General features: G+C 49.6%; 19 protein-coding genes and 1 pseudogene. 7 read left to right on the top strand and 13 right to left on the bottom strand.

Features of this window, described 5'->3' with window-relative positions; translation table 11 throughout:
• Positions 1 to 15: 15 nt before the first annotated feature.
• The 7 genes and pseudogenes from AC1RPZ_RS12725 (at position 16) to rfaH (ending at position 5,936) form a co-directional block, all read left to right on the top strand.
• Positions 16 to 243: an AlpA family phage regulatory protein gene (locus tag AC1RPZ_RS12725; RefSeq protein WP_493137368.1), complete on the top strand. Its 228-nt coding sequence runs from the start codon at positions 16 to 18 to the stop codon at positions 241 to 243.
• A pseudogene (locus AC1RPZ_RS12720) lies at positions 243 to 716 on the top strand (ParA family protein); the annotation flags it as partial. The gene AC1RPZ_RS12725 and the pseudogene AC1RPZ_RS12720, both read left to right, overlap by 1 nt.
• Before the next feature lie 608 nt (positions 717 to 1,324).
• The gene (locus tag AC1RPZ_RS12715) at positions 1,325 to 2,062 is read left to right on the top strand and encodes a winged helix-turn-helix domain-containing protein (RefSeq protein ID WP_493137367.1); all 738 of its coding nucleotides are present in this window, start codon (positions 1,325 to 1,327) and stop codon (positions 2,060 to 2,062) included.
• A 210-nt stretch (positions 2,063 to 2,272) separates the two neighbouring features.
• Positions 2,273 to 2,833 carry an EAL domain-containing protein gene (locus AC1RPZ_RS12710; RefSeq protein ID WP_493137366.1) on the top strand — a complete coding sequence of 187 codons (561 nt, stop codon included), beginning with the start codon at positions 2,273 to 2,275 and terminating at the stop codon, positions 2,831 to 2,833.
• A gap of 34 nt (positions 2,834 to 2,867) precedes the next feature.
• Positions 2,868 to 3,563, top strand: coding sequence for a winged helix-turn-helix domain-containing protein (locus AC1RPZ_RS12705; RefSeq protein WP_493137365.1), 696 nt, complete (start codon positions 2,868 to 2,870; stop codon positions 3,561 to 3,563).
• Between the two features lie 354 nt (positions 3,564 to 3,917).
• Positions 3,918 to 5,312, top strand: a complete 1,395-nt coding sequence (locus AC1RPZ_RS12700) for an undecaprenyl-phosphate glucose phosphotransferase (RefSeq protein ID WP_493137364.1) — start codon at positions 3,918 to 3,920, stop codon at positions 5,310 to 5,312.
• Between the two features lie 120 nt (positions 5,313 to 5,432).
• Entirely contained in the window at positions 5,433 to 5,936 is a 504-nt protein-coding gene (gene rfaH, locus AC1RPZ_RS12695) for a transcription/translation regulatory transformer protein RfaH (protein WP_493137362.1), read from the top strand.
• A 131-nt stretch (positions 5,937 to 6,067) separates the two neighbouring features.
• On the opposite strand, the gene AC1RPZ_RS12690 is transcribed toward rfaH, so the two are convergent.
• The 13 genes from AC1RPZ_RS12690 to AC1RPZ_RS12630 form a co-directional block, all read right to left on the bottom strand.
• Positions 6,068 to 8,158, bottom strand: a complete 2,091-nt coding sequence (locus tag AC1RPZ_RS12690; RefSeq protein WP_493137361.1) for a YjbH domain-containing protein — start codon at positions 8,156 to 8,158, stop codon at positions 6,068 to 6,070.
• On the bottom strand, positions 8,155 to 8,898 hold the full coding sequence (locus tag AC1RPZ_RS12685) for a capsule biosynthesis GfcC family protein (RefSeq protein ID WP_493137360.1): 744 nt from the start codon (positions 8,896 to 8,898) through the stop codon (positions 8,155 to 8,157). The genes AC1RPZ_RS12690 and AC1RPZ_RS12685 overlap by 4 nt, the downstream gene beginning before the upstream one ends.
• A 20-nt stretch (positions 8,899 to 8,918) precedes the next feature.
• Entirely contained in the window at positions 8,919 to 9,575 is a 657-nt protein-coding gene (locus tag AC1RPZ_RS12680) for a YjbF family lipoprotein (RefSeq protein WP_493137359.1), read from the bottom strand.
• 15 nt (positions 9,576 to 9,590) lie between these two features.
• Positions 9,591 to 10,706, bottom strand: coding sequence for a polysaccharide biosynthesis/export family protein (locus AC1RPZ_RS12675; RefSeq protein ID WP_493137357.1), 1,116 nt, complete (start codon positions 10,704 to 10,706; stop codon positions 9,591 to 9,593).
• A 90-nt stretch (positions 10,707 to 10,796) separates the two neighbouring features.
• Complete coding sequence (locus tag AC1RPZ_RS12670) at positions 10,797 to 11,060, bottom strand: hypothetical protein (protein WP_493137478.1); 264 nt, start codon at positions 11,058 to 11,060, stop codon at positions 10,797 to 10,799.
• A gap of 348 nt (positions 11,061 to 11,408) precedes the next feature.
• Positions 11,409 to 12,290 carry a dTDP-4-dehydrorhamnose reductase gene (gene rfbD / locus AC1RPZ_RS12665; RefSeq protein ID WP_493137477.1) on the bottom strand — a complete coding sequence of 294 codons (882 nt, stop codon included), beginning with the start codon at positions 12,288 to 12,290 and terminating at the stop codon, positions 11,409 to 11,411.
• Between the two features lie 2 nt (positions 12,291 to 12,292).
• Positions 12,293 to 12,832 (bottom strand): dTDP-4-dehydrorhamnose 3,5-epimerase, encoded by a 540-nt coding sequence (gene rfbC, locus AC1RPZ_RS12660; protein ID WP_493137355.1) that lies wholly within the window; start codon positions 12,830 to 12,832, stop codon positions 12,293 to 12,295.
• Positions 12,829 to 13,707, bottom strand: coding sequence for a glucose-1-phosphate thymidylyltransferase RfbA (gene rfbA / locus AC1RPZ_RS12655; protein WP_493137354.1), 879 nt, complete (start codon positions 13,705 to 13,707; stop codon positions 12,829 to 12,831). Before rfbA ends, rfbC begins: the two co-directional genes overlap by 4 nt.
• 50 nt (positions 13,708 to 13,757) lie before the next feature.
• The gene (rfbB, locus tag AC1RPZ_RS12650) at positions 13,758 to 14,825 is read right to left on the bottom strand and encodes a dTDP-glucose 4,6-dehydratase (protein WP_493137353.1); all 1,068 of its coding nucleotides are present in this window, start codon (positions 14,823 to 14,825) and stop codon (positions 13,758 to 13,760) included.
• On the bottom strand, positions 14,826 to 15,944 hold the full coding sequence (locus AC1RPZ_RS12645; protein WP_493137352.1) for a DUF1972 domain-containing protein: 1,119 nt from the start codon (positions 15,942 to 15,944) through the stop codon (positions 14,826 to 14,828). It abuts the gene before it with no gap.
• A 64-nt stretch (positions 15,945 to 16,008) separates the two neighbouring features.
• Positions 16,009 to 17,112: a glycosyltransferase family 4 protein gene (locus tag AC1RPZ_RS12640; protein WP_493137350.1), complete on the bottom strand. Its 1,104-nt coding sequence runs from the start codon at positions 17,110 to 17,112 to the stop codon at positions 16,009 to 16,011.
• A gap of 2 nt (positions 17,113 to 17,114) precedes the next feature.
• The gene (locus AC1RPZ_RS12635) at positions 17,115 to 17,984 is read right to left on the bottom strand and encodes a glycosyltransferase (RefSeq protein ID WP_493137349.1); all 870 of its coding nucleotides are present in this window, start codon (positions 17,982 to 17,984) and stop codon (positions 17,115 to 17,117) included.
• Positions 17,965 to 19,275, bottom strand: a complete 1,311-nt coding sequence (locus tag AC1RPZ_RS12630) for an MATE family efflux transporter (RefSeq protein ID WP_493137347.1) — start codon at positions 19,273 to 19,275, stop codon at positions 17,965 to 17,967. The genes AC1RPZ_RS12635 and AC1RPZ_RS12630 overlap by 20 nt, the downstream gene beginning before the upstream one ends.
• Positions 19,276 to 19,378 lie beyond the last annotated feature (103 nt).

The raw sequence follows: 19,378 nt of genomic DNA, 5'->3' as shown, positions 1-19,378 counted from the left end.
CAAGGAATGACGATCATGCAATCCCGAACAGCCATTGACACATCTCAGCCTCAGCAATCACCCGAACGTCACATCATGCGCCGCAACGAGGTGGAGCGGAAAACCGGCTTCAAGCGTGCGCATATCAACTTGATGAAGGAAGGTAAATTCCCTCAAGCCAAACGCATTGGACTGCGCGCAGTCGGCTGGGACTCGCTGGAGATCGAACAGTGGATCACTGAGCGTTTAGCGCAGCAGGCCTGATGCCATGCTCCACCAAAGGCGGGGTAGGTAAAACCACAGTAGCTGCCAATCTCGGCGGTCTGCTGGCTGATGCCGGCCTACGCGTCCTGCTGCTCGATCTGGATAGCCAACCCACCCTCTCCAGTGGTTACGCCTTGAGCCAAAAAGTTGTTGCTGGTGCGTACGAGCTCATTGCACTCAACCTAACAACTCCTGCGCAGATTGTTTCCAGGACAGTGATCACAGGGCTCGACGTGCTCATCTCCAACGACGATCAAGGCCGACTGAACACATTGCTGCTGCATGCCCCCGACGGGCGATTACGGCTGCGCAATTTGCTCGACAATGTCCGCCCCAATTATGACCTGCTTTTGATCGACACTCTGGGCGCACGTAGCGTGCTGCTGGAGATGGCCATCCTCGCCTCCGACCTCGCCCTATCTCCCATCACGCCGGAAATGCTCGCCGCCCGCGAACTGCGCCGCGGCACTCTCAATGGCGTCAGACCTTCTCGTTGAAAACACGTTGATTTCTCTGAGTATTTAAAGCCTGACGACGACACGCTGAGAAAACAGCGCTCACACGCAAATCCCCACTACCAGCATGCCTATCACTTTTCCGCAATAAAATCTATTAGACCAATGAATGAGTAAAGTGCATCAATCTGCCAGCCGCAACTCGACGTTATAAAACGTCCAGGATCAATATGTTATCCTCGCCCGCTACATAAAATCGCCATTAAATAACACCCGCGAGCCTGTTATTTTAAGCGACAACACCCCGTCCACTCATAACAATCCATCGGAGATCACACAGTGGGAACTTTACTGGCCAACGCGCGTCCTGTAAGCGGGATATGCAGCGCTGGCAGGCGCCGGAAGCGAAGATAGCATAGTGCCATGCTATCCAGGCCAAGGTGGCGATCACCGGAAACTCACCTCCCTCGCAGGATAAGACAGAACCACCGCAGACTCACAACCGTGTTAAACAACGTAATATCCATCTAAAAAAACGTATCAAAATGTTAGCAATCGTCAGTCATACACAGGAACTATTGCACTAACATTCGTATACCAGTACCAGTACCAGTCCGAGTCAAAGCATGACGCTTATAGTGAAAGGAAGGGCCACAACTCACGGCCAGACAAAGGAGGAAACGGGTGTCCTCACCATAGGGCGAACCCGCACTTTAGCTGAGGGTTTCAGGCAGTTGCTAGCAAACCATGTACGCGATATACCTATTGATACGATGTGCTACAGTCATCTGCCCCAAAAAAACAAGCACTCAAGTTCGTATCGAGCGATCTTTGTCGTCATTGACAGCCCCCATGCTTTCCTTGAGAGCCTCGCCGTTGTGGAAAATATTCGCGCCGAAAATCTGACGCCAATAATCTCAGTAATCATTACCGGCAAAGGCACTTACAACAAGATGAAATATTATCTTGCCGGGGCCGATCACTGCATTAAATTCACCAGTGTTCCTGATGAAAATGCTGATGTGCTTACCGATTTTTTTTGCAGTCCCGAATGGCAAAGAGAAATAAATTTAGTGTTGGACCCCACGCGCATGTGCCTTCATGGCGCCGATCAAAAACTGGAAATATCGTTTGCGGAAATGAAAATTCTGGAGGCGCTAACGCAAACAACAAATCACATCTTGAGCCATGATGAAATTGCCAAAGTCATGGGGCTGAATATAAATTTCTATGATCCGAGAGCCTTGGAAAAGTCAATTAGTCGTCTTCGTGGAAAAATAAAAAACACGTATGGCACCAACGCCATTCAAAGCATCCGCGGGCATGGATACCGTTTAAGCAGAGGTCTGATTTTGTCAACCTGATCCACTTATATATTACAGAGGAGTTATTGCTTCATGAATGCGACTGGGTGCACCTCACACGCTAACGGTGCAGATCATTATCTGTCTCGACAATTGATCCTTAGGCGAGATGACTGCCCGTTCGGCAGCGAGATAAGGATAAACCACGAAGGCAGTCAGGTTCTTCCCCCTCACGCATCCTGCACCAGTGGCCTATACAGTGAAATACTGATGCAGACCCGATCGATTGCCTTCTCGCTAAAAGATCGCAACACCGCTACCGGGAGAGAATACTTCAGCCGTAGATTCGTTTGCGTAGCACAGTCAGATCTCGTCGATTCTGCGCTCGCAGAGGAACTGATACAATCCGGTGAGGCACTGCGCGATCTCGGCCAGACGTTGGTCATCGCCCTGAATGAGTTGCCCCTGTCGGCGGCCAGTTTCAAGGACAAGAAGAAGATCCTCCACAACGTGTATCTATTGAAAGACCACGGTATAGAAATTGCCCTCGACCACTACAACCCTCATGATGAACGTATCGAAATATTTACAACCCTGAATCTATTCAACTATATAAAGATTCCGATTTCGGACTTAGACTTGAGCCTTAAACTCAATGACAACCCTGAGTTATTCAATCGACTCTATGAACGCATGGTCACACTGAGTCACAACACCAAGGTTTTTTTTATAGCTGACAGAGTCGAACACACCCTCAGCCATATATTGGCACGCGCCTTGCCTTTTGATTACTTTCAAGGGAGCTATTACTCCCCTGCCGACAACCTTTAGATTTTTGACCTGTTGTGCCCTTCAGGAGAGTGAAATGGGAAATGGAATGACTGCCCCTCGAAAATACTTTGTCGTTGTTACTCATAACCCGGAATTACAACTTGAGCTCGAGACAATACTGTCCAGTGAGCGATATAATTCGTTCGGCACATCACTGGCAAAAATGTTTGTCGAAGATTTTGTATTGCCCTTCCCATCCCCTAAGCTTGCCGACGTTTTTTTCCAGCACGTGAGCAGAGCGGCCCCGCCCGCCAACAGGCATGACACACCGCTTATTTTGTCAGCATTGGAGTCTGAGTGGCGAACGTCCCAGCCATCCACCCAACCGAATAGCATCGCCTCGGCTATAGAGGAAGCCAAAGGCGGCGCCGATGATCCCCCGGACTTAGCAGCCAAAGTGCACTTGCCATACGCTGAAGCCTGGCGCCTGAGCAATGGCAGCAACGCCTTGGTGAAAGACGATGTTGAAATTGTATTGACGGGTTTGGAGGCCACCCTTGTAAAGAAAATGTTGCACCATGAAGAGCGCGTGGTCAGTAAAGATGATCTTATTCGGAGCATCGGCAGAGAGCCCGAACACTATCAAGGTCTCGAAATGTGCTTGAGTCGACTTCAGGAGAAGTTCAAACAGGTCAGCAACGGCGAACGTCTTTTCCGCGCCGTGAGGAACCGTGGCTACTGCCTCATACAAAAAATAACACGCGGAAAAAAGCTTGATATGAACACATAGAGCAATACCCCGGTGGTACCACTACAAAAATAAAAATCGTACCCATTACTATAAATTCCCCTGCCTTTCTCCCTCACCGCCAAACTAAGCATCGATATAATACCCACTGTGCCAACCCCCATCATCGACCATTTCTAACGCCGCCTGACACCAGCGACAATCGTGATATTCGGCCGTTATAAGTCGTCAGACAGTGCACCTCTCAATAAATTAATCTATTCATTGACGACAGCGCCGACAGCGGTATTGCTATTGCTATCGCCGTGCCACCCAAAATAAAAATAATAACTTCGGCTTCAGTAACCTGGCTTTTGTCTGTCGACACGTGAATGGACGCATGGGGGGATATATAGCATGGTTAACAGTCTTCGCATCAATCGAGATACCAGCCTCAAAGGACTTACCTTCTGGGGACAATGGACACTTGCACTGGGCTTTGTTGTCGCTCTGTTATTTCTACTGGTTTATTCCCGGACAGGAACGGTAGAGTTTTATTATCGTGTGTGCGCAATAGTTACTGTTCTCGCGTCCGTCCCGGCCTATTCATGGTGTGGCGTCTATGCAAAAAAAGATGACTACCTGACGGGGTTGTTACGCCTGCTCATGGGTTGGTTGCTGACACTGGCAGCTTTAGCAGTCGTGGGCTTTATCTGTAAGGCCAATGAGTTATTTTCTCGTGAAATAATTCTGGTGTGGTCCGTCACCAGCTACATCGGACAGGCACTTTTGTACGTGCCTCTGCAGGTTTTTTCCAAATACTATCAACGGTCACTTCAAAGCGAGCATAAAACGCTGATTGTTGGTACGAGTGAGCTGGCATTGGAGTTGGCTAAAAAACTCCGCACCCTTGAACACTTTCCCTTGGTCGGCCTGGTCAGTTCTGACCCCACTCCCTTGCTGGAAATGGGTTCGCCTTGCGTCGTAGGTCAGCAGGAAGAACTGCTTGAGCTGATCCAGACCCATGACATTCGACGTTTGTACATCACGCTGCCCCTGAGTGAAGCGTCACAAATCGAAGCCATGTACATTAATTTGCTCGATGCCAACGTAGACGTTGTCTGGGTTCCAGACTTGAACAGCCTGACGCTGCTTAATCACTCGGTGCGAGTGGTGGATGGCTTGCCGGCGATCTATTTGAATGAAAGCCCGTTGACCAGCCAACCTACTGCCGCCCTGAGTAAAAGCCTGCTCGACAAAAGCGTGGCGCTGATGGCCATTGGTGTTCTGAGCCCGCTGTTATTGCTCGTTGCACTTGCCGTCAAACTCACCTCCCCGGGTCCAGTGTTCTTCAAACAGGACCGCCACGGCTGGAATGGCAAGGTCATCAAGGTCTGGAAGTTTCGCTCGATGCGCGTGCACGACGATCTCGAGGTCAAGCAGGCTAGTCGTCATGACTCACGGATCACCCAGGTCGGGCGCTTTATCCGTCGCACCTCAATCGATGAGCTGCCGCAGCTGTTCAATGTCATACAAGGCCATATGGCCCTTGTCGGGCCACGTCCTCATGCCATTGCGCACAATGATTACTACTCCGGCAAAATTCTCGCCTATATGGCTCGCCACCGAATCAAACCAGGTATTACCGGGCTGGCTCAGATCAACGGTTGCCGCGGCGAAACCGACACCCTCGACAAAATGCAAAAACGCGTCGAGATCGACCTTAAATACATCAATAACTGGTCGTTGTGGCTTGATGTGAAAATCTTGATCAAGACCCCCTTCACCTTGCTGTCAAAAGACATTTATTGACGGCGAAGACTTCAGTTTATTGATTGTGCGCCAGCAGATTAATCAGGGGACGTGAGTCCCCTTTGCATTTGATTCTGGCGACAACTCAAGACCATAAACTTGCTAGTAAGGAAGACTCGGATGATCGCGAGCGAGCAATGTGCCGTGCCAGCCTGGTACCTGATTCACTGCAAAGCCAAACAGGATGAACGCGCCGAGGACAACTTGATGCGTCAGGGGTATGAATGCTTTCGCCCCACCTATCGATGTGAGCGTCTCTCACGGGGCAAGCGACAGACTCTCTGCGAGTCGCTGTTTCCTGGCTATCTGTTTATCCAGCTCAGCCTGCACGACAACTGGGCGCCGCTGCGTTCGACGCGCGGCGTGTTGAGGACCGTGAGTTTCGGCGGCCAGCCTGTAGCGATTGCAGATGAAGTCATTGGTCACCTAAAACTGCGTGAGCGTGAACCGGGCGTGCAAATGCTGACACCGGGTGACCCGGTGCGTATCAATCAAGGGACTTTTGCAGAACTCGAAGCGCTGTTTATGGCGATGGATGGCGATGAACGGGTTGTACTGCTGATGAATTTTCTACAACAAGAGCAGCACGTCAATCTGCCGTTATCGAGCATCACCAAGCTTTAGGAACATCAGGGCGCTGCGCGAAAAGGAGCCTCTTGCACAACGCCCTGATCATTGTTCCACCCTTCCTGCGCGCGTCCTCTGGCTGACCACACTGCGATCTACAGAGTTTGTCCACTCTGCAGATCGCCTCCTCACTCGGTGATCTTCTCAAAGTTGCGATAGAACAAGTCACTGTCACGGCTATCGGTCATCGTGTGCAGTGAGTAGGCACGATTGAGCCGTGCACCACCATCCCGGGTCAAAGGTGACCAGATGATATTGGCGCGGCGCATCGTCGACACGCTCATCAACTCGTCGAAGGGGATGGAGATGTAGATTCCCTTATCGAAACTGCCTTCGCCATATTCTGCTTTCGTGGCGGTGGTCAGCGTGACCCAGCCACCGAATCGCACACCATTGCTGAACCCACGCGACAGGTCGATCGTCGTGCCCCAGTCGCGCGCCAGGTAACGTCCAACGCTGACAGCCGCTTGAGCCTCGTATGGCAAGTCGGTATAGCCCGTAATGTGGCCAGTGACGGTCGAGTAATCACGTAGACCGAACCCCTGGTCGAAGTCACGTTGGCGAACGTAGTTCAGATCGGCGCCGACAGACCAGCTCTGGCCCATAGGACGAAAGAGCAACTCGCCGCCGACGCCGGCAAACATCGACTCCAAATAGCCCCCATAGACCATGCCATACAGGTCTTTATCCAACTGCCTGGCGTGGTTGAGCTGGAACGTGGGCATGGTGACTTCAGAGGTCGTCAAATACTTGCGCAGGTCCGTGCGCACCCGGGGCAATCCACTCGGTGCGTCGTAGGTGAACTTGTTGTAGTTGTTCAACAAATTGGCACTCAACTGGCCACTCCACCAGATATTGCGCGTAAAGCGGTATTCAGCGTCCGCATCGGCGGTGAGCTGGTAGAGCAAGCCGTCAGGACCACCGATGTTCTGTTTGTAGCCCAAACCAAACCCATAAGTGAAGGGGTCCCGAGCCCCGGTATACAGCGTCGTCTCGGTGTGTGGGAGTGCGGCGTTGACCTCGGTGGCACGATGCAGATCTTGTAGACCCTCTTCGTTTTTGACCACCTCGCGAAATATTTCGCGGGGCACACTGGTTTCTTCCAGCGGCATGTCGTATCGCTTGTTCACCAGGGTGAACCAATCGATATCGTCGTTGACGCTGTTGTCCAGAATCCGGCTGGCTCGGCCGACGGCTTTCGCTGGAAAGAAGTAACGCGACTGCTCGCCGTACACCAACAATTCAGAGCCGCGTTGGGTGATGCGCTCTACTTTGTAGCCGGCATTGTTCTGCAGGCGCTGGGAGACATTGGCCCAATTGACCTGATCCGCAGAGGTAGCGGGTGCCTGGGCCGGAAGTGGTTCCGCTGGCGGGTCATAGGTCTTGGTCGGCGTCTTGCGGCTGACAAAGTTGGTATGCACTGTGATTCCGAACATCGCGGTATTGCCGCGCTCCCAGCCGGCGCTAAGGTCAACCGAGTCTGTCAGCTTGTAAACCGCACCGATGTTGATAGGCGAATCTTGCTTGATAACGTTTTTGAGCGGCTCGTTTTTATAGTCGTTGCCTTCGTACTCGACTTTCAGGCTCAGAGGCGCCCAGGGTGTTTGATAAGCCACCCCGCCGAACAAGGCTGGAGATCCTCTGAAATAGGAGTTTGTGTTCACATTGCCCGCTCGGGCAACTGCAGCAGTGCTCTGGGGGCGGTCGTTGAATTGGTCCCCAATCACGGCCAGCGGGTTACTGAAATCTCCGCGATTGCCGATGTAGCCCCACGCGACGCCTAGACTGAAATCAACATCGCCAGCACGCTTGTTCGCAACGAAGTACTCGCTGGAGAATAACCCGGTGCCGCCAATATCCCGGAAGCCCAACGCAACTTCGGGCAGCCAATGGCTTTCTTTCAAAAGCCGGGCTTTGGCATCGATCGCTTTGTCTTTGAAGCTTTGACCGCCACTGAATGAGTCGGGACCGTACTTGCGGTTAGTAATGGCGGTGTATCGGAAGGAACCTTCAAGCCATTCAAAGGGCTGCAATGAAAAACTGTAGCGGTTGTAGGGACTGGTTCGACTGGCATTGACACTCAGTTCGCCGGCAGGCGCCATACGCGCGGTGGGGGTCTGTAACAAGCCCACACCACCGAAATCACTCTGGGTATAACGCGTCTCTCCATGAGCCAAGCCACAAGGCAACAACAGGACGGCTGCAAAACGTAACTTCAAGGGACCACCTCAGCCACCGGTTGAGTGGCGAGGAACTCGGCCAACTGCTGATTGAGTTCAGGCGTGGGCGGATCAAGATCATCGTTCTTGATCGGCACCAGGATTTTGCTACCGGCGGCAGGGACGTATCCCGCCTCCCGATTCCACAAGGCGATGCCAACCTGTTGGGTGTGGCCATCGGGCTGGATAATCCAGAGGTAGTCCGCCTCGGCATCGGACGAAGCCTGACAGGATGGCAGATAGTCGCGGGCTTCTTGCATCGCGCGATAAGGCAAATGACAGGGGACCGCAACAGCGCCTAACACCTCCACAGTATCGGGACGCAGCGGATAGACAAGACGGTCGCCGTCATCAAGACGGTAGTTACGAGCAAACCCGACCTCTACGGCAACCGGATCAAGTCGTGCAACCTGACGACCCGTCACGGGTAAGCGGCTGACCTCTTCATAGAGGTGGTCCGCCAAGGCAGCCCGGGCAGGTTTGTCAAACAGCAACGCGCCGCGCTGAAGTACTTTCAGATCGAACAACACCCCGGCTTTTAGCCGACTCTGTTTTTCGAGCAAGGGCCGGCGCAACCATGCTGCGCCCAACCAGTAACTTTCGGCGTTGGGCTGAGCCGCGCTGATGACGTCCAGCAAGCGCGCTCCCGGCTGAACCTCGAATTGACCAGGACTGCGAACGTCACCGCTGACAGTGACAGCCGCATGGCTCACGCCCGAGTTGGCTAATAGCAAGCCCATAAACACTCTATTCAGGCGCTTCAATTAATAGCTCCCTGCTCACGTAGCTGAATGACCTTCAGGGAAAGTTGAGGCGTCAGATGTTGCTCGCTCTGCATGACGAAGCCATCGCGAGGTCTGATCCAATAATGATTGACTGCATGGAAATCTATTTCGGGAGCGTCAATGCGCTCGTCAACACGGAGCAAGGCGTAAGTCTTGTCCAGAACCTTGATGTCCTCGGTGCCTTGTCGGGTAAACCGGCTGTTCACGGCAATCCCGACACGGTAGCCGTCATAGATATCGATCCAGCGGGTACTGCTATAACCGTCGGGCAGCAGATGCAGGCCTCGCTTGAACGGAGACTCTCCCTCCCAGCGAGTACCGTCGAGGTTGATACCAAGGCCGACGCTGCGCACGATCAAACCGTCGCGCATCAACAACACCTGCTTACCGGAAGCGACCCAGAACTGCAGGTCGCCGCGCTGGCGAATCATCGCCATCACCCCTTCGTTAGTGGGGGTGGTGACTTTGATCTGTGGAAAGGGAACAGCGTCCACTTGAGCCTGAGTCAACTCCAAAGAGTCTGGCCCCACAATGGACGCTTCAAGAGTATTTAAGGAGGCCCTCATCAGCGGGTTACACCCACACAATAGGAAAGCCATCACCAGATAGGTGCTATTACGCAAAATGCTCACGGGTAAACGGTGCCCTTATCTGCTGCTGGCTGCGCTCATATCATTTTTTGCAGCTGCGCCTATACCGACGAGGGATGCGGATGGAAGCAACTGGCTGATAAAGCGATTCCAACGGGTAATATTGGCAGGCCCGACATAGACCACATCTTGCGCTTGCACATCGAAACGTGTTGCCAATGCCATGGCAGAAGGCGAGTTCGCTTCCAGCTGGAAAATTTTCGCCGGCTCTTTATCCAGATTATCTACGCCCCTGATCACATAAACCGCATTACCATTAGAGGTTGTCTGGTTCAAGCCGCCTACCGTACCGAGCACATCGGAAAGGTTCATGGTTTTGGTCTTGAAGCTCAATGCCCGGGGCTGGTTAACCTCGCCCATGACATAGATCCGTTTGCGATCGTTGTAAGGCAGATACAATTGATCGCCATTTTTGAGGTAGACATTGGGCAACTGGGAGTTGCTCTGACGGTTGAGCGCGTCCAGGTCCAGTTTATATTCGTGACCATCACGGGTAAGGGTCAGGCTCGAGAGGTCAGCATTGAAAGGATCGACGCCAGCAGCACCAATAGCCTCCACAACACTCAGTGGCGTTGTGGTGAGCGGCTGTTGCCCTGCCCTGATGACGGCGCCAGAAACAACGATTTTTTGGCTGGCGAACCGCAATACACTGATGTCCACTTGTGGACTTTCAATGAACTGCGATAAACGACTGGAGATGTAGGCACGCAACTCTTCAATTGTTTTACCTGCGGCAGCGACATTGCCAACATAGGGGTAAAAAAGATTGCCGTCCGGGCGAACAAGACGCCCATTCGCATCAATTTGCTGCTGTGGCCCCGAAGGAGCTGTCAACTCTGGATGGTCCCAAACGGTGATAAACAGCAAATCATTGGCACCAATCCGGTAACTTTCCGGCGAGTAGTGCAACAATTCGGCCGCAATTGTCTCACCTGGCTGAGTCGCGGCGTCCATGGCGATCAATTTAGGCGTGATAGGGATCAGTTCAACGCGGCTGCTCTCCGGCGTCCCATCACGAACGATTTGACTAGTATCCATATGTTGACCAGGAGAAAACATACAGCCTTGCAAAGTAATACTTGCCAGTATGGCAACAGAAAAATGACGAATCATATTGGCACTACGCTAGTTGAGAGCACATCCAAAAAAACAAGGTCACCCAAGTAGCCCTGCGTGACCTTGTCCAGAACACTTCAGGCTATTTCACTTACTGGTACCGGTGGTACCTGTAGTGCCGGTAGTGCCCGTAGTACCACCATTAGAACTTCCGCCACTGTTGGAAGCGGCTACCGCACCCGCGACCACCGCAGCGCCGACCAGCACGCTTGTACCCACAGTGACTGAACCGATCAGAGGGGTACTTAGAGTGAGCGGACTCTCCACCGCCGCACTCGGAGCGACCGGTTCCGCCGCCATTGCTGAAGTACTTGAAATAGCCAACAACGCAACAGCCAATAGTTTTTTCATATCAGATTCCTTCTCGATATACAGGATTTGATACTCGGCTCCAAGAAGCAAAAAAAGAAAAGGCACCGACAAATAATAAGTGTCAGATGACTGTATCCGTTCCCCTCCTACATTCCTGTAGATCATGTCACTCACAGATCATGTATGCCAGTGTCGACCGTTGCTCAGCCAGTCGCGCGAACCATAGCCAATAGCTACAGTGTTTTCTAACATCCATGGATTCTCTAATGAACTCAGCGTATTCAGAAGCTTTTTCAGTGCGCAGTATGGGATCCGAACAGCTTGATTTCTGCGAGGAGTGTTAATAATGGTCAGTTTTACATTTACGGTTTTTAGGCTTCGGACGTTTCAACGCGTCACTAACTGCTGAAGAACTGGCTGGAGCTCTTGTACCCAGCCTCTCGGTAGCAATCCATGTGCGTCCGCCAGTTTCTGGCAGTCCAACACGGACCACTGAGGCCGCTTGGCTGGAGTCGGGTACTGCGCGGTGGTGATTGCACTTAAATCCGGGCGCTTTACCAACAGACCAAAGCTAACAGCCTGGGTGAATATCTCGTTGGCAAAGTCATACCAGGTGCAAGCAGGGAAGCCACTGTAGTGATACACCCCCCACTCAAGGCGCCCTTCTCGCTGAAAAATCGAAGCCAACGCCCATAGCGTATCGGCAATGCTACCTGCGGAGGTCGGACCACCGTGCTGGTCAGCGACGACGGACAAGGTGTCCCGATCCTGTCCAAGACGAAGCATGGTCTTGACGAAATTGTTACCGTGCGCCCCAAACACCCAACTGGTCCGCAGAACCAAATGGCGTGAGCATTGCTGTAACAGTTGCGTCTCTCCGGACAACTTGCTTAATCCGTATACACCGGTAGGAATGGTCACGTCATCGGGCGTATACGGCTTATCGCCATCACCGCTAAACACATAATCCGTGGAAATATGCAGCAGCGGGATGCCCATCTTTTCCGCAGCAATCGCCAGATTCGCCACGCCGTCTGCGTTGACAGCATAGGCGCGCTCCCGGTCAGTTTCGGCCTTATCCACCGCCGTATACGCAGCAGCGTTAATCACCAATTCAGGCTTAAGCGTTTCAAATACGGCCTGAACCTGTTCGCGATTACTGATGTCCAGTTCTTGCGAGCCATAGCCAAATGCAGAAAAACCCGCGGGCACCCGCTGGAGCAACTCGTAGCCGACCTGGCCCTGAGCGCCTGTGACAAGAACACGCATATTCATTCCCCGCCCAATAGAGCTCGCAAGCTCGGGTGACGCAGATCCTTCTCCGAAAGTGTGGGGGCTTCCATTGGCCACGGAATGTTTACATCAGGGTCATTCCAGATAAGACCACCCTCTTCCTCCGGTAGATACAAATCGGTGCATTTGTATTGAAAGTCTGCAATATCACTCAGCACACAGAACCCGTGGGCATAACCCGGTGGAATCCATAGTTGAAGATGATTGTCCGCGGTGAGTTCAACGCCAACATACTCGCCACAGGTCGCAGACTCAGGGTTGATATCGACCGCCACATCGTAGACCGCACCCCGAGTAACGCGCACCAATTTGCCCTGGGGCCGATTGCGCTGGAAATGCAAACCACGCAAGACGCCATACTGAGACCGTGAATGATTGTCCTGCACGAACGGCAGCTCAATTCCGGCGTCACGATAGCGCTGCTCCTGGTAGCACTCCAGGAAGAATCCACGCTCATCGCCAAACACCTTAGGCTCAATGATCAGAACGCCAGGTAATTGGGTCTGGATGACATTCATTTTGAAGGCCTCGTTGCCAACAGACCAGCGAGGTACTGGCCATAACCTGTTTTGTGAAGAATAGTTGCTTGTTTATCCAGCTCTTGCGCGCTTAACCAGCCCTGGTTGTAGGCAATCTCTTCCAGGCACGCAACCTTCAAACCCTGACGCGCTTCAATAGTCTGAACAAAGTGTCCGGCTTCCATCAATGAATCATGGGTGCCGGTGTCCAGCCAGGCGAAGCCCCGACCCAAGACACTGACGTGCAGGTCACCACGTCGCAAATAAGCATTGTTCACATCAGTAATTTCAAGCTCGCCCCGTGGCGAAGGCTTAACGTTTTTGGCGATCTGCACCACGTCGTTATCATAAAAATACAGCCCGGTAACCGCATAGTTGGACTTCGGACGCTTGGGCTTTTCTTCGATAGAAATAGCCTTTCCATGGTCATCAAACTCCACCACACCAAAGCGCTCTGGATCAACGACATGGTAGCCAAATACGGTGGCACCGGATTGACGTTGCGCAGCTTCCAACAGGCTGGCGCTGAAGCCATAACCGTAGAAAATATTATCGCCCAGAACCAAAGCGACATTGCTGTCACCGATAAAGTCTTCCCCAATAATAAACGCTTGGGCTAAACCATCCGGCGAAGGCTGCTCGGCGTAACTGAGCTCAATACCAAAAGAAGAACCGTCACCTAACAGCTTCTGGAAGTTGGGCAAATCTTCCGGGGTTGAAATAATCAATACTTCACGGATACCGGCAAGCATCAATACCGACAACGGATAGTAAATCATTGGCTTGTCGTAAACGGGCAGTAACTGCTTGGATACACCACGGGTGATGGGATGCAAGCGGGTGCCGGAGCCCCCTGCCAAAATGATACCTTTCATAGAGAGCGTCCTTTAGTCGTTAATCAGAAAATAAAGTAGTTTTACACCTATCAGAGATCGCCAATACGCCCTAATTGGTATTGACCATTGAGCACACGCTCCCACCATTGAGTGTTATTCAGATACCACTCGACTGTTTTTCGCATCCCACTCTCAAATGTTTCTTGCGGAACCCACCCGAGTTCACGCTGAATCTTGCTTGCATCGATCGCATAACGAAGATCGTGACCTGGTCGGTCCTTAACAAAGGTGATGAGCTCACGATAAAAACTCACACCCTGCGGCTTGATCGGCGCAAGCTCTTCAAGTAAGTCACAGAGCGTTTCTACGACGTCAAGATTACGCTTTTCGTTATGGCCGCCAATATTATAGGTTTCACCTACGACTCCCCGTGTGAGCACCTCATACAAAGCACGCGCATGGTCTTCAACAAACAACCAATCACGAATCTGTGTACCATCGCCATACACCGGCAATGGCTTCCCATGAAGGGCATTCAAGATCATGTGAGGAATTAATTTTTCAGGGAAATGATAGGGCCCATAGTTGTTGGAACAATTGGTGACCAGTACGGGCAACCCGTACGTTCGGTACCAGGCACGCACCAAATGATCGGAACTGGCCTTGGATGAAGAGTAAGGTGAGCTGGGTGCATAAGGCGTCGTTTCTGTGAAAAAATCCTCAGTACCTTCAAGATCTCCATACACCTCATCGGTAGAGATATGATGGAAGCGAAAATTTTGCTTCGCCTCATCTAAGAGCTCACTCCAATACCGTCTGGCTGCTTCCAGTAGCGTGTAAGTGCCCACAATATTGGTTTGTATAAAATCAGCAGGGCTATCTATAGAACGATCAACATGAGACTCAGCAGCCAAATGCATGACTGAATCAGGACGAAATTCTTTAAAGGCATTATCCAACGCGACGGCATCACAAATATCAATTTGAAAAAAATGATACCGGGACGACTCTACAACATCGGACAGGGATTCCAGGTTACCCGCATACGTCAGCTTATCGAGGTTAGCCACCTCGCACTGAGTATTTCTGATTAAGTGGCGAACCACGGAAGACCCGATAAATCCTGCGCCCCCCGTTAGAAGAATTCGTTTAGTCATTTACTTAAGCCTCGCGGGATACCAAGTTGTAAGCAATTTTTCATACTGAGAAAGAATATTTTCCCACGTAAAGCTCTCTTGAAAGCGACGAGCACTCTCTGCCTTCATCAAGAGCACGTTGGATTTATAATCCTCATCAAGAGCTGCATCAAATAGTGAAGCGCAATCAAACTGATCCTTAAAATAAATCGCCGCATCACCCGCAACCCAACGATTGAAATGGTTGTCATGGGCAATCACAGCACACCCTGCACCTAACGCTTCAACGAGTGATGGATTCGTCCCTCCCACCCGGTGACCATGAATATAAAACCTACTGTAGAACCGTAATGCCTGTACGACTGATTGTTCGTAGATGGCGCCAGGGAAGATGACTTCATCACTAGCGGCATCCATTACTTTTTTGTGATACGGTATTTTCTCGGGAGTAAAGTTACCCAATACCACAAGTTTATGATTACGAACCTTGCTGCTGAATGCTTCGATAATTTCAAAAAATGAGTTTTCAGGTTCTGGACGAGCAATGACGACTGAAAACCCACCGTCCTTTAAGTTATACCTGTCCAAACACGTTACATCAGCATCCAAGACTTCATCGCCACCATAAGGAATCATTGTCACTTTCGACTCTGACACCCGGGTTGCCAAATGCGATTTTATGAGCGGATGATCCGCCACTAGGTGATTTCCGACCCAGCATCCCGCCCTCTCATTCATCCAAAACCATGCCTTAGCAACACTTCCCCACTTATCTCGCTTCCACTCAATACCATCCATATTGATGACATTGACTTGACCTTTAATTCTTTGAAGCATATTGAACAGGGCTGTATTATAACCAAGGGTTAGAAACAAGCCCTTTTTACCCAGCGCATCAGTAGTTGCCTTCCAGTCAAATAACACAGTACCACCAGCACCCGATCGAGATACCGGGATATGTATTCTGTTGATGCCATTCCAATTACTTGTTGAAACGTCACCATCACCATCTTCCTGACAATACACGGTGACATCCCAGCCGTTTTTTGTCAGGTACAGTGAAAGTTTCTCTGCGAATGTCTCAAACCCACCATGTCGTGCGGGAATTCCGCGTATCCCAAGGATAAATAATTTTTTCATCGTGCTCTACAATATAGGTGAAACATCACTGAGGCATAGCTAAGCTTTAAACTAGAGGCAACCACTAAACACCCAATGCAATCAGTATGTTTTTTTTATAACTTCGCATTGAAAATCTTTCCAAATAGGTACGCTTCGCCCTTAGACTAACCTGCCTGTATTCTTCACTATCAGAATTAGAAAGACTCATTAGCGCCTTACACAAGCTGTCTACATTAGCAGGTTCAAATAGATAACCATCATGACAATCAGTAACTATTTCTATTAACCCCCCGTGTGCAGCTGCTATGACTGGTTTTCCCACCGAGAATGCCTCAATCGCAACGCGCCCAAAGGGTTCTGGTTTTATGGAGGGGACAAGAACATAATCTGCCCACTCATAATGCTCCGCAGGGTCAGAACAAAATGAAAAAAACTGAACGTTTTCAGACAAACTAGAATGTCTTTCAACTCTGCCGACCAATTCTTTTTCTAGATACTCATACCCCTCATAGGGGCTGCCCACTATGCGGATTTTGAAAAAAATAGACTCACTCTCCGACAACTTCTCCAAGGCATCAATTAAAAGACTTTGCCCCTTCCACGTATTAATCCTCCCAATCAATAAAATATTTTTAACAGGAGTTATTTTACGCTTGGAAATAGCGAGATGCAGCTCTTCCACCCCATTGTAAACCACCTCCCCAGGCAACTTAAAACTTGACTGGGTTGCCTGCGAATTAAAAATTAATTTCGCACCAGAAAAAACCAAAAGAAGCTTGAAGACAATTATACTTTTGCGATCTGGTATTTCTCTAATATGGCAATACACCTTCTTGCTCGACAACCTATATAACCCAGACGCCAACAAGGCGGAAAACATTACAGCAGTATTAATATAAACAACATCATAAGACCTGAATTTTCTCACGTAAAAAAACACAGCCCGTATAATTTCAAACGCATAACGGAATGGTTTTTTTAGTTTTTGCTTACGTAAAACCCCATAAGGATAAAACTCAACGACAGAACCTTTATCTCTTAGCAGTGGCGCTAACTCGCCATCAGATGGCAATATCGAATGGACCTCCGTCCCTGTACTTGATATCGACTCGATTGCGCTTAGAAAGCTACGATCCGACCCATATAGCTCGGAGCCTTGATGCAAACATAATATTTTATCGAGCATACTCAATCCTGAAATTTTAGTATCTTAGGAAACAAACCCAGCAGAGAGATATAATTGATATTTCTTTCCCTGATTATTGTTTTCATACAGAAAAAAAACAGATAGACCGCTATCTTAAACTTAAAGTTATTGACCTGATCAAAGACATACAGTCTGGACAACACTAAATTTTTCAGTCGATTCACTCGTGACGCGTAGGCCTGCCCCTGCTCCCTCAATGCAGAACTGTGAATCAACACTGCATCCAGGATAAATATTTTAGGGAAGCGTTTTGCATAATCAATAAAAAACCTTGTGTCTACACCATAAAAACTCAAGCGCTCATCAAATCTAATTCCTGCATCAAACACCCGCCGGCTTATGATAGTCCCGCTCATCATTGCGACTAAACTTTCTGAATCCTTGATTCCCGTTTTTAAATGTTCGTTATTTATTTGCTTCCCTCGGACACCTTTCACCTTACCTGGAGAAATCAGACTGTCATTAAAAAGAATCCGAGGTATGCCCACCTGAACGTCACTGCCAAAAAAGCCATGCAAGCTTTGAATATATTTTTCAGTTACTTCTGAATCATCATCTAGAATGATGAAGTACTCTGCACCTTCTGAGACGGTTGTTATTTTATTATAAACAACAGAAAGCTTTTCATTTCTTCCAGCGTGGAAATAGTTAACAGTCCCGTTAAAATCGGGAATCGCTTCCTTACCAAATCCTTGAGTAGAATTATCCCAAACGGACAACGATGGGATTATGCGAAATCTGGAGTAATTAATCGAGGCCAATGACTTAAGTGTCACGGTAAGCGCTGGCCGTGTTGCATAGACGACCACAATGAAATGTATCTTTACCTGTTTACCATTGTAAATGGTCATCCTTCACTCTCCATACATTTCGCTTATTCAAGTCGATCACGGCAAGAGGAAATAATATGCAGTTAACCCCCGCGACGGCACAGGCAATAGAAAGTGCAGCCCCGATCGTCCCCCACATCTCGAGCAATACATAAGTCACTGCTGGGGAGCCAAAGGCTACAACATAAAGACTAATATTCAATGCGCTCATTTTAGAAGCGTTCTGAAAGTAATATCCGCAGACAGAAGAAGCACAATTAATAAAGTAACCAACCAACACTATATAGGCTGGAATTTTAAACTCCTGAGGAAAATCATTATAATAGCTGACCACTAGAAGCAGTAAAAACAGGTATGCGCTTGACAAAAGCATCAGCTTCTTGGTGTTCGACCAAAAAATAGTATGGATCGATTTAAAGTCCAACTGACTTGCGAATTTCGAAATATGAGGTGCAGAAATTGAATTAATGGATATTGATATGAACGATGAGAGCATTGCTAGCCGTTGCAAGATATTAAAGACCGACGCAAAAGCCGGGCCCAACATATAAGATGCCAATAGATAAGGTACCCACCCAACCAATTGAGTGCCCATCGTGGCAGTGGCATATTTAAGTTGATGCTGTACGGTGGCGCTCAGGGTGCGATAAGATAAGTACCGTCTCAGATTGAGGAGCAATCCTGCTTTCTTTACAAGACCTGCCGATATCACGGCATAACATATGACAGAGCCTATAAACGCAATGGCTATACCTAAAGATGGGCTGAGCGCCCCTCCTACCCCATCTGACAGCTTGATACATAGATAAGCAATCAAAAATATCCAAGGCTGTATAACATTTATTCCCAATATTTGAGTGATTACTTTATGCCTGGCTTGATAGATGAAAAATATCACCGAAGATGCAGAGAATATTGGAAGCGCTATAAATATAGACAACAGCACCAGGTAGTCTCCTGACGCAGCAGCCACCATCGATAATTTATCCCACGATGAAATATAGATATAACCTAACGCAGCAAGGATTGGCGCTACCCCCCCCCCAAACAACAGCGATACTACAACGGACTTACTATAACACTCCTGAATGTCACTCTTTGAAAGCGTGTAATACTCTCTGACCAAATATATATCAGCACCGAACCGCGAAAATATAGCCCCCAGCTGGAAAAGTGTATAAATTACAAAAAAGGCTCCCGCCAACTCCTTACTTTCATACTGGATGACAACCACGTTTGAAAGCAGTACTGCAAGAGCACCAATGACCCGCACACTGAACAAGCTTAGCGACTTTGACTTTATAAAACTCATGGCGTTTAAATTCATACAGTTAGGGGATGATGTTCAGACTGTTTACTTCGTCGATCCACCCATTACCATGAACGAAACTGAATGTGCCAGTCCTGCACTTCAG

It is taken from the genome of Pseudomonas sp. GW822-FHT02D10 (assembly GCF_058802345.1).
Note: the sequence above shows the minus strand (reverse complement) of the source record. Positions and strands in the feature narration are given on the sequence as shown.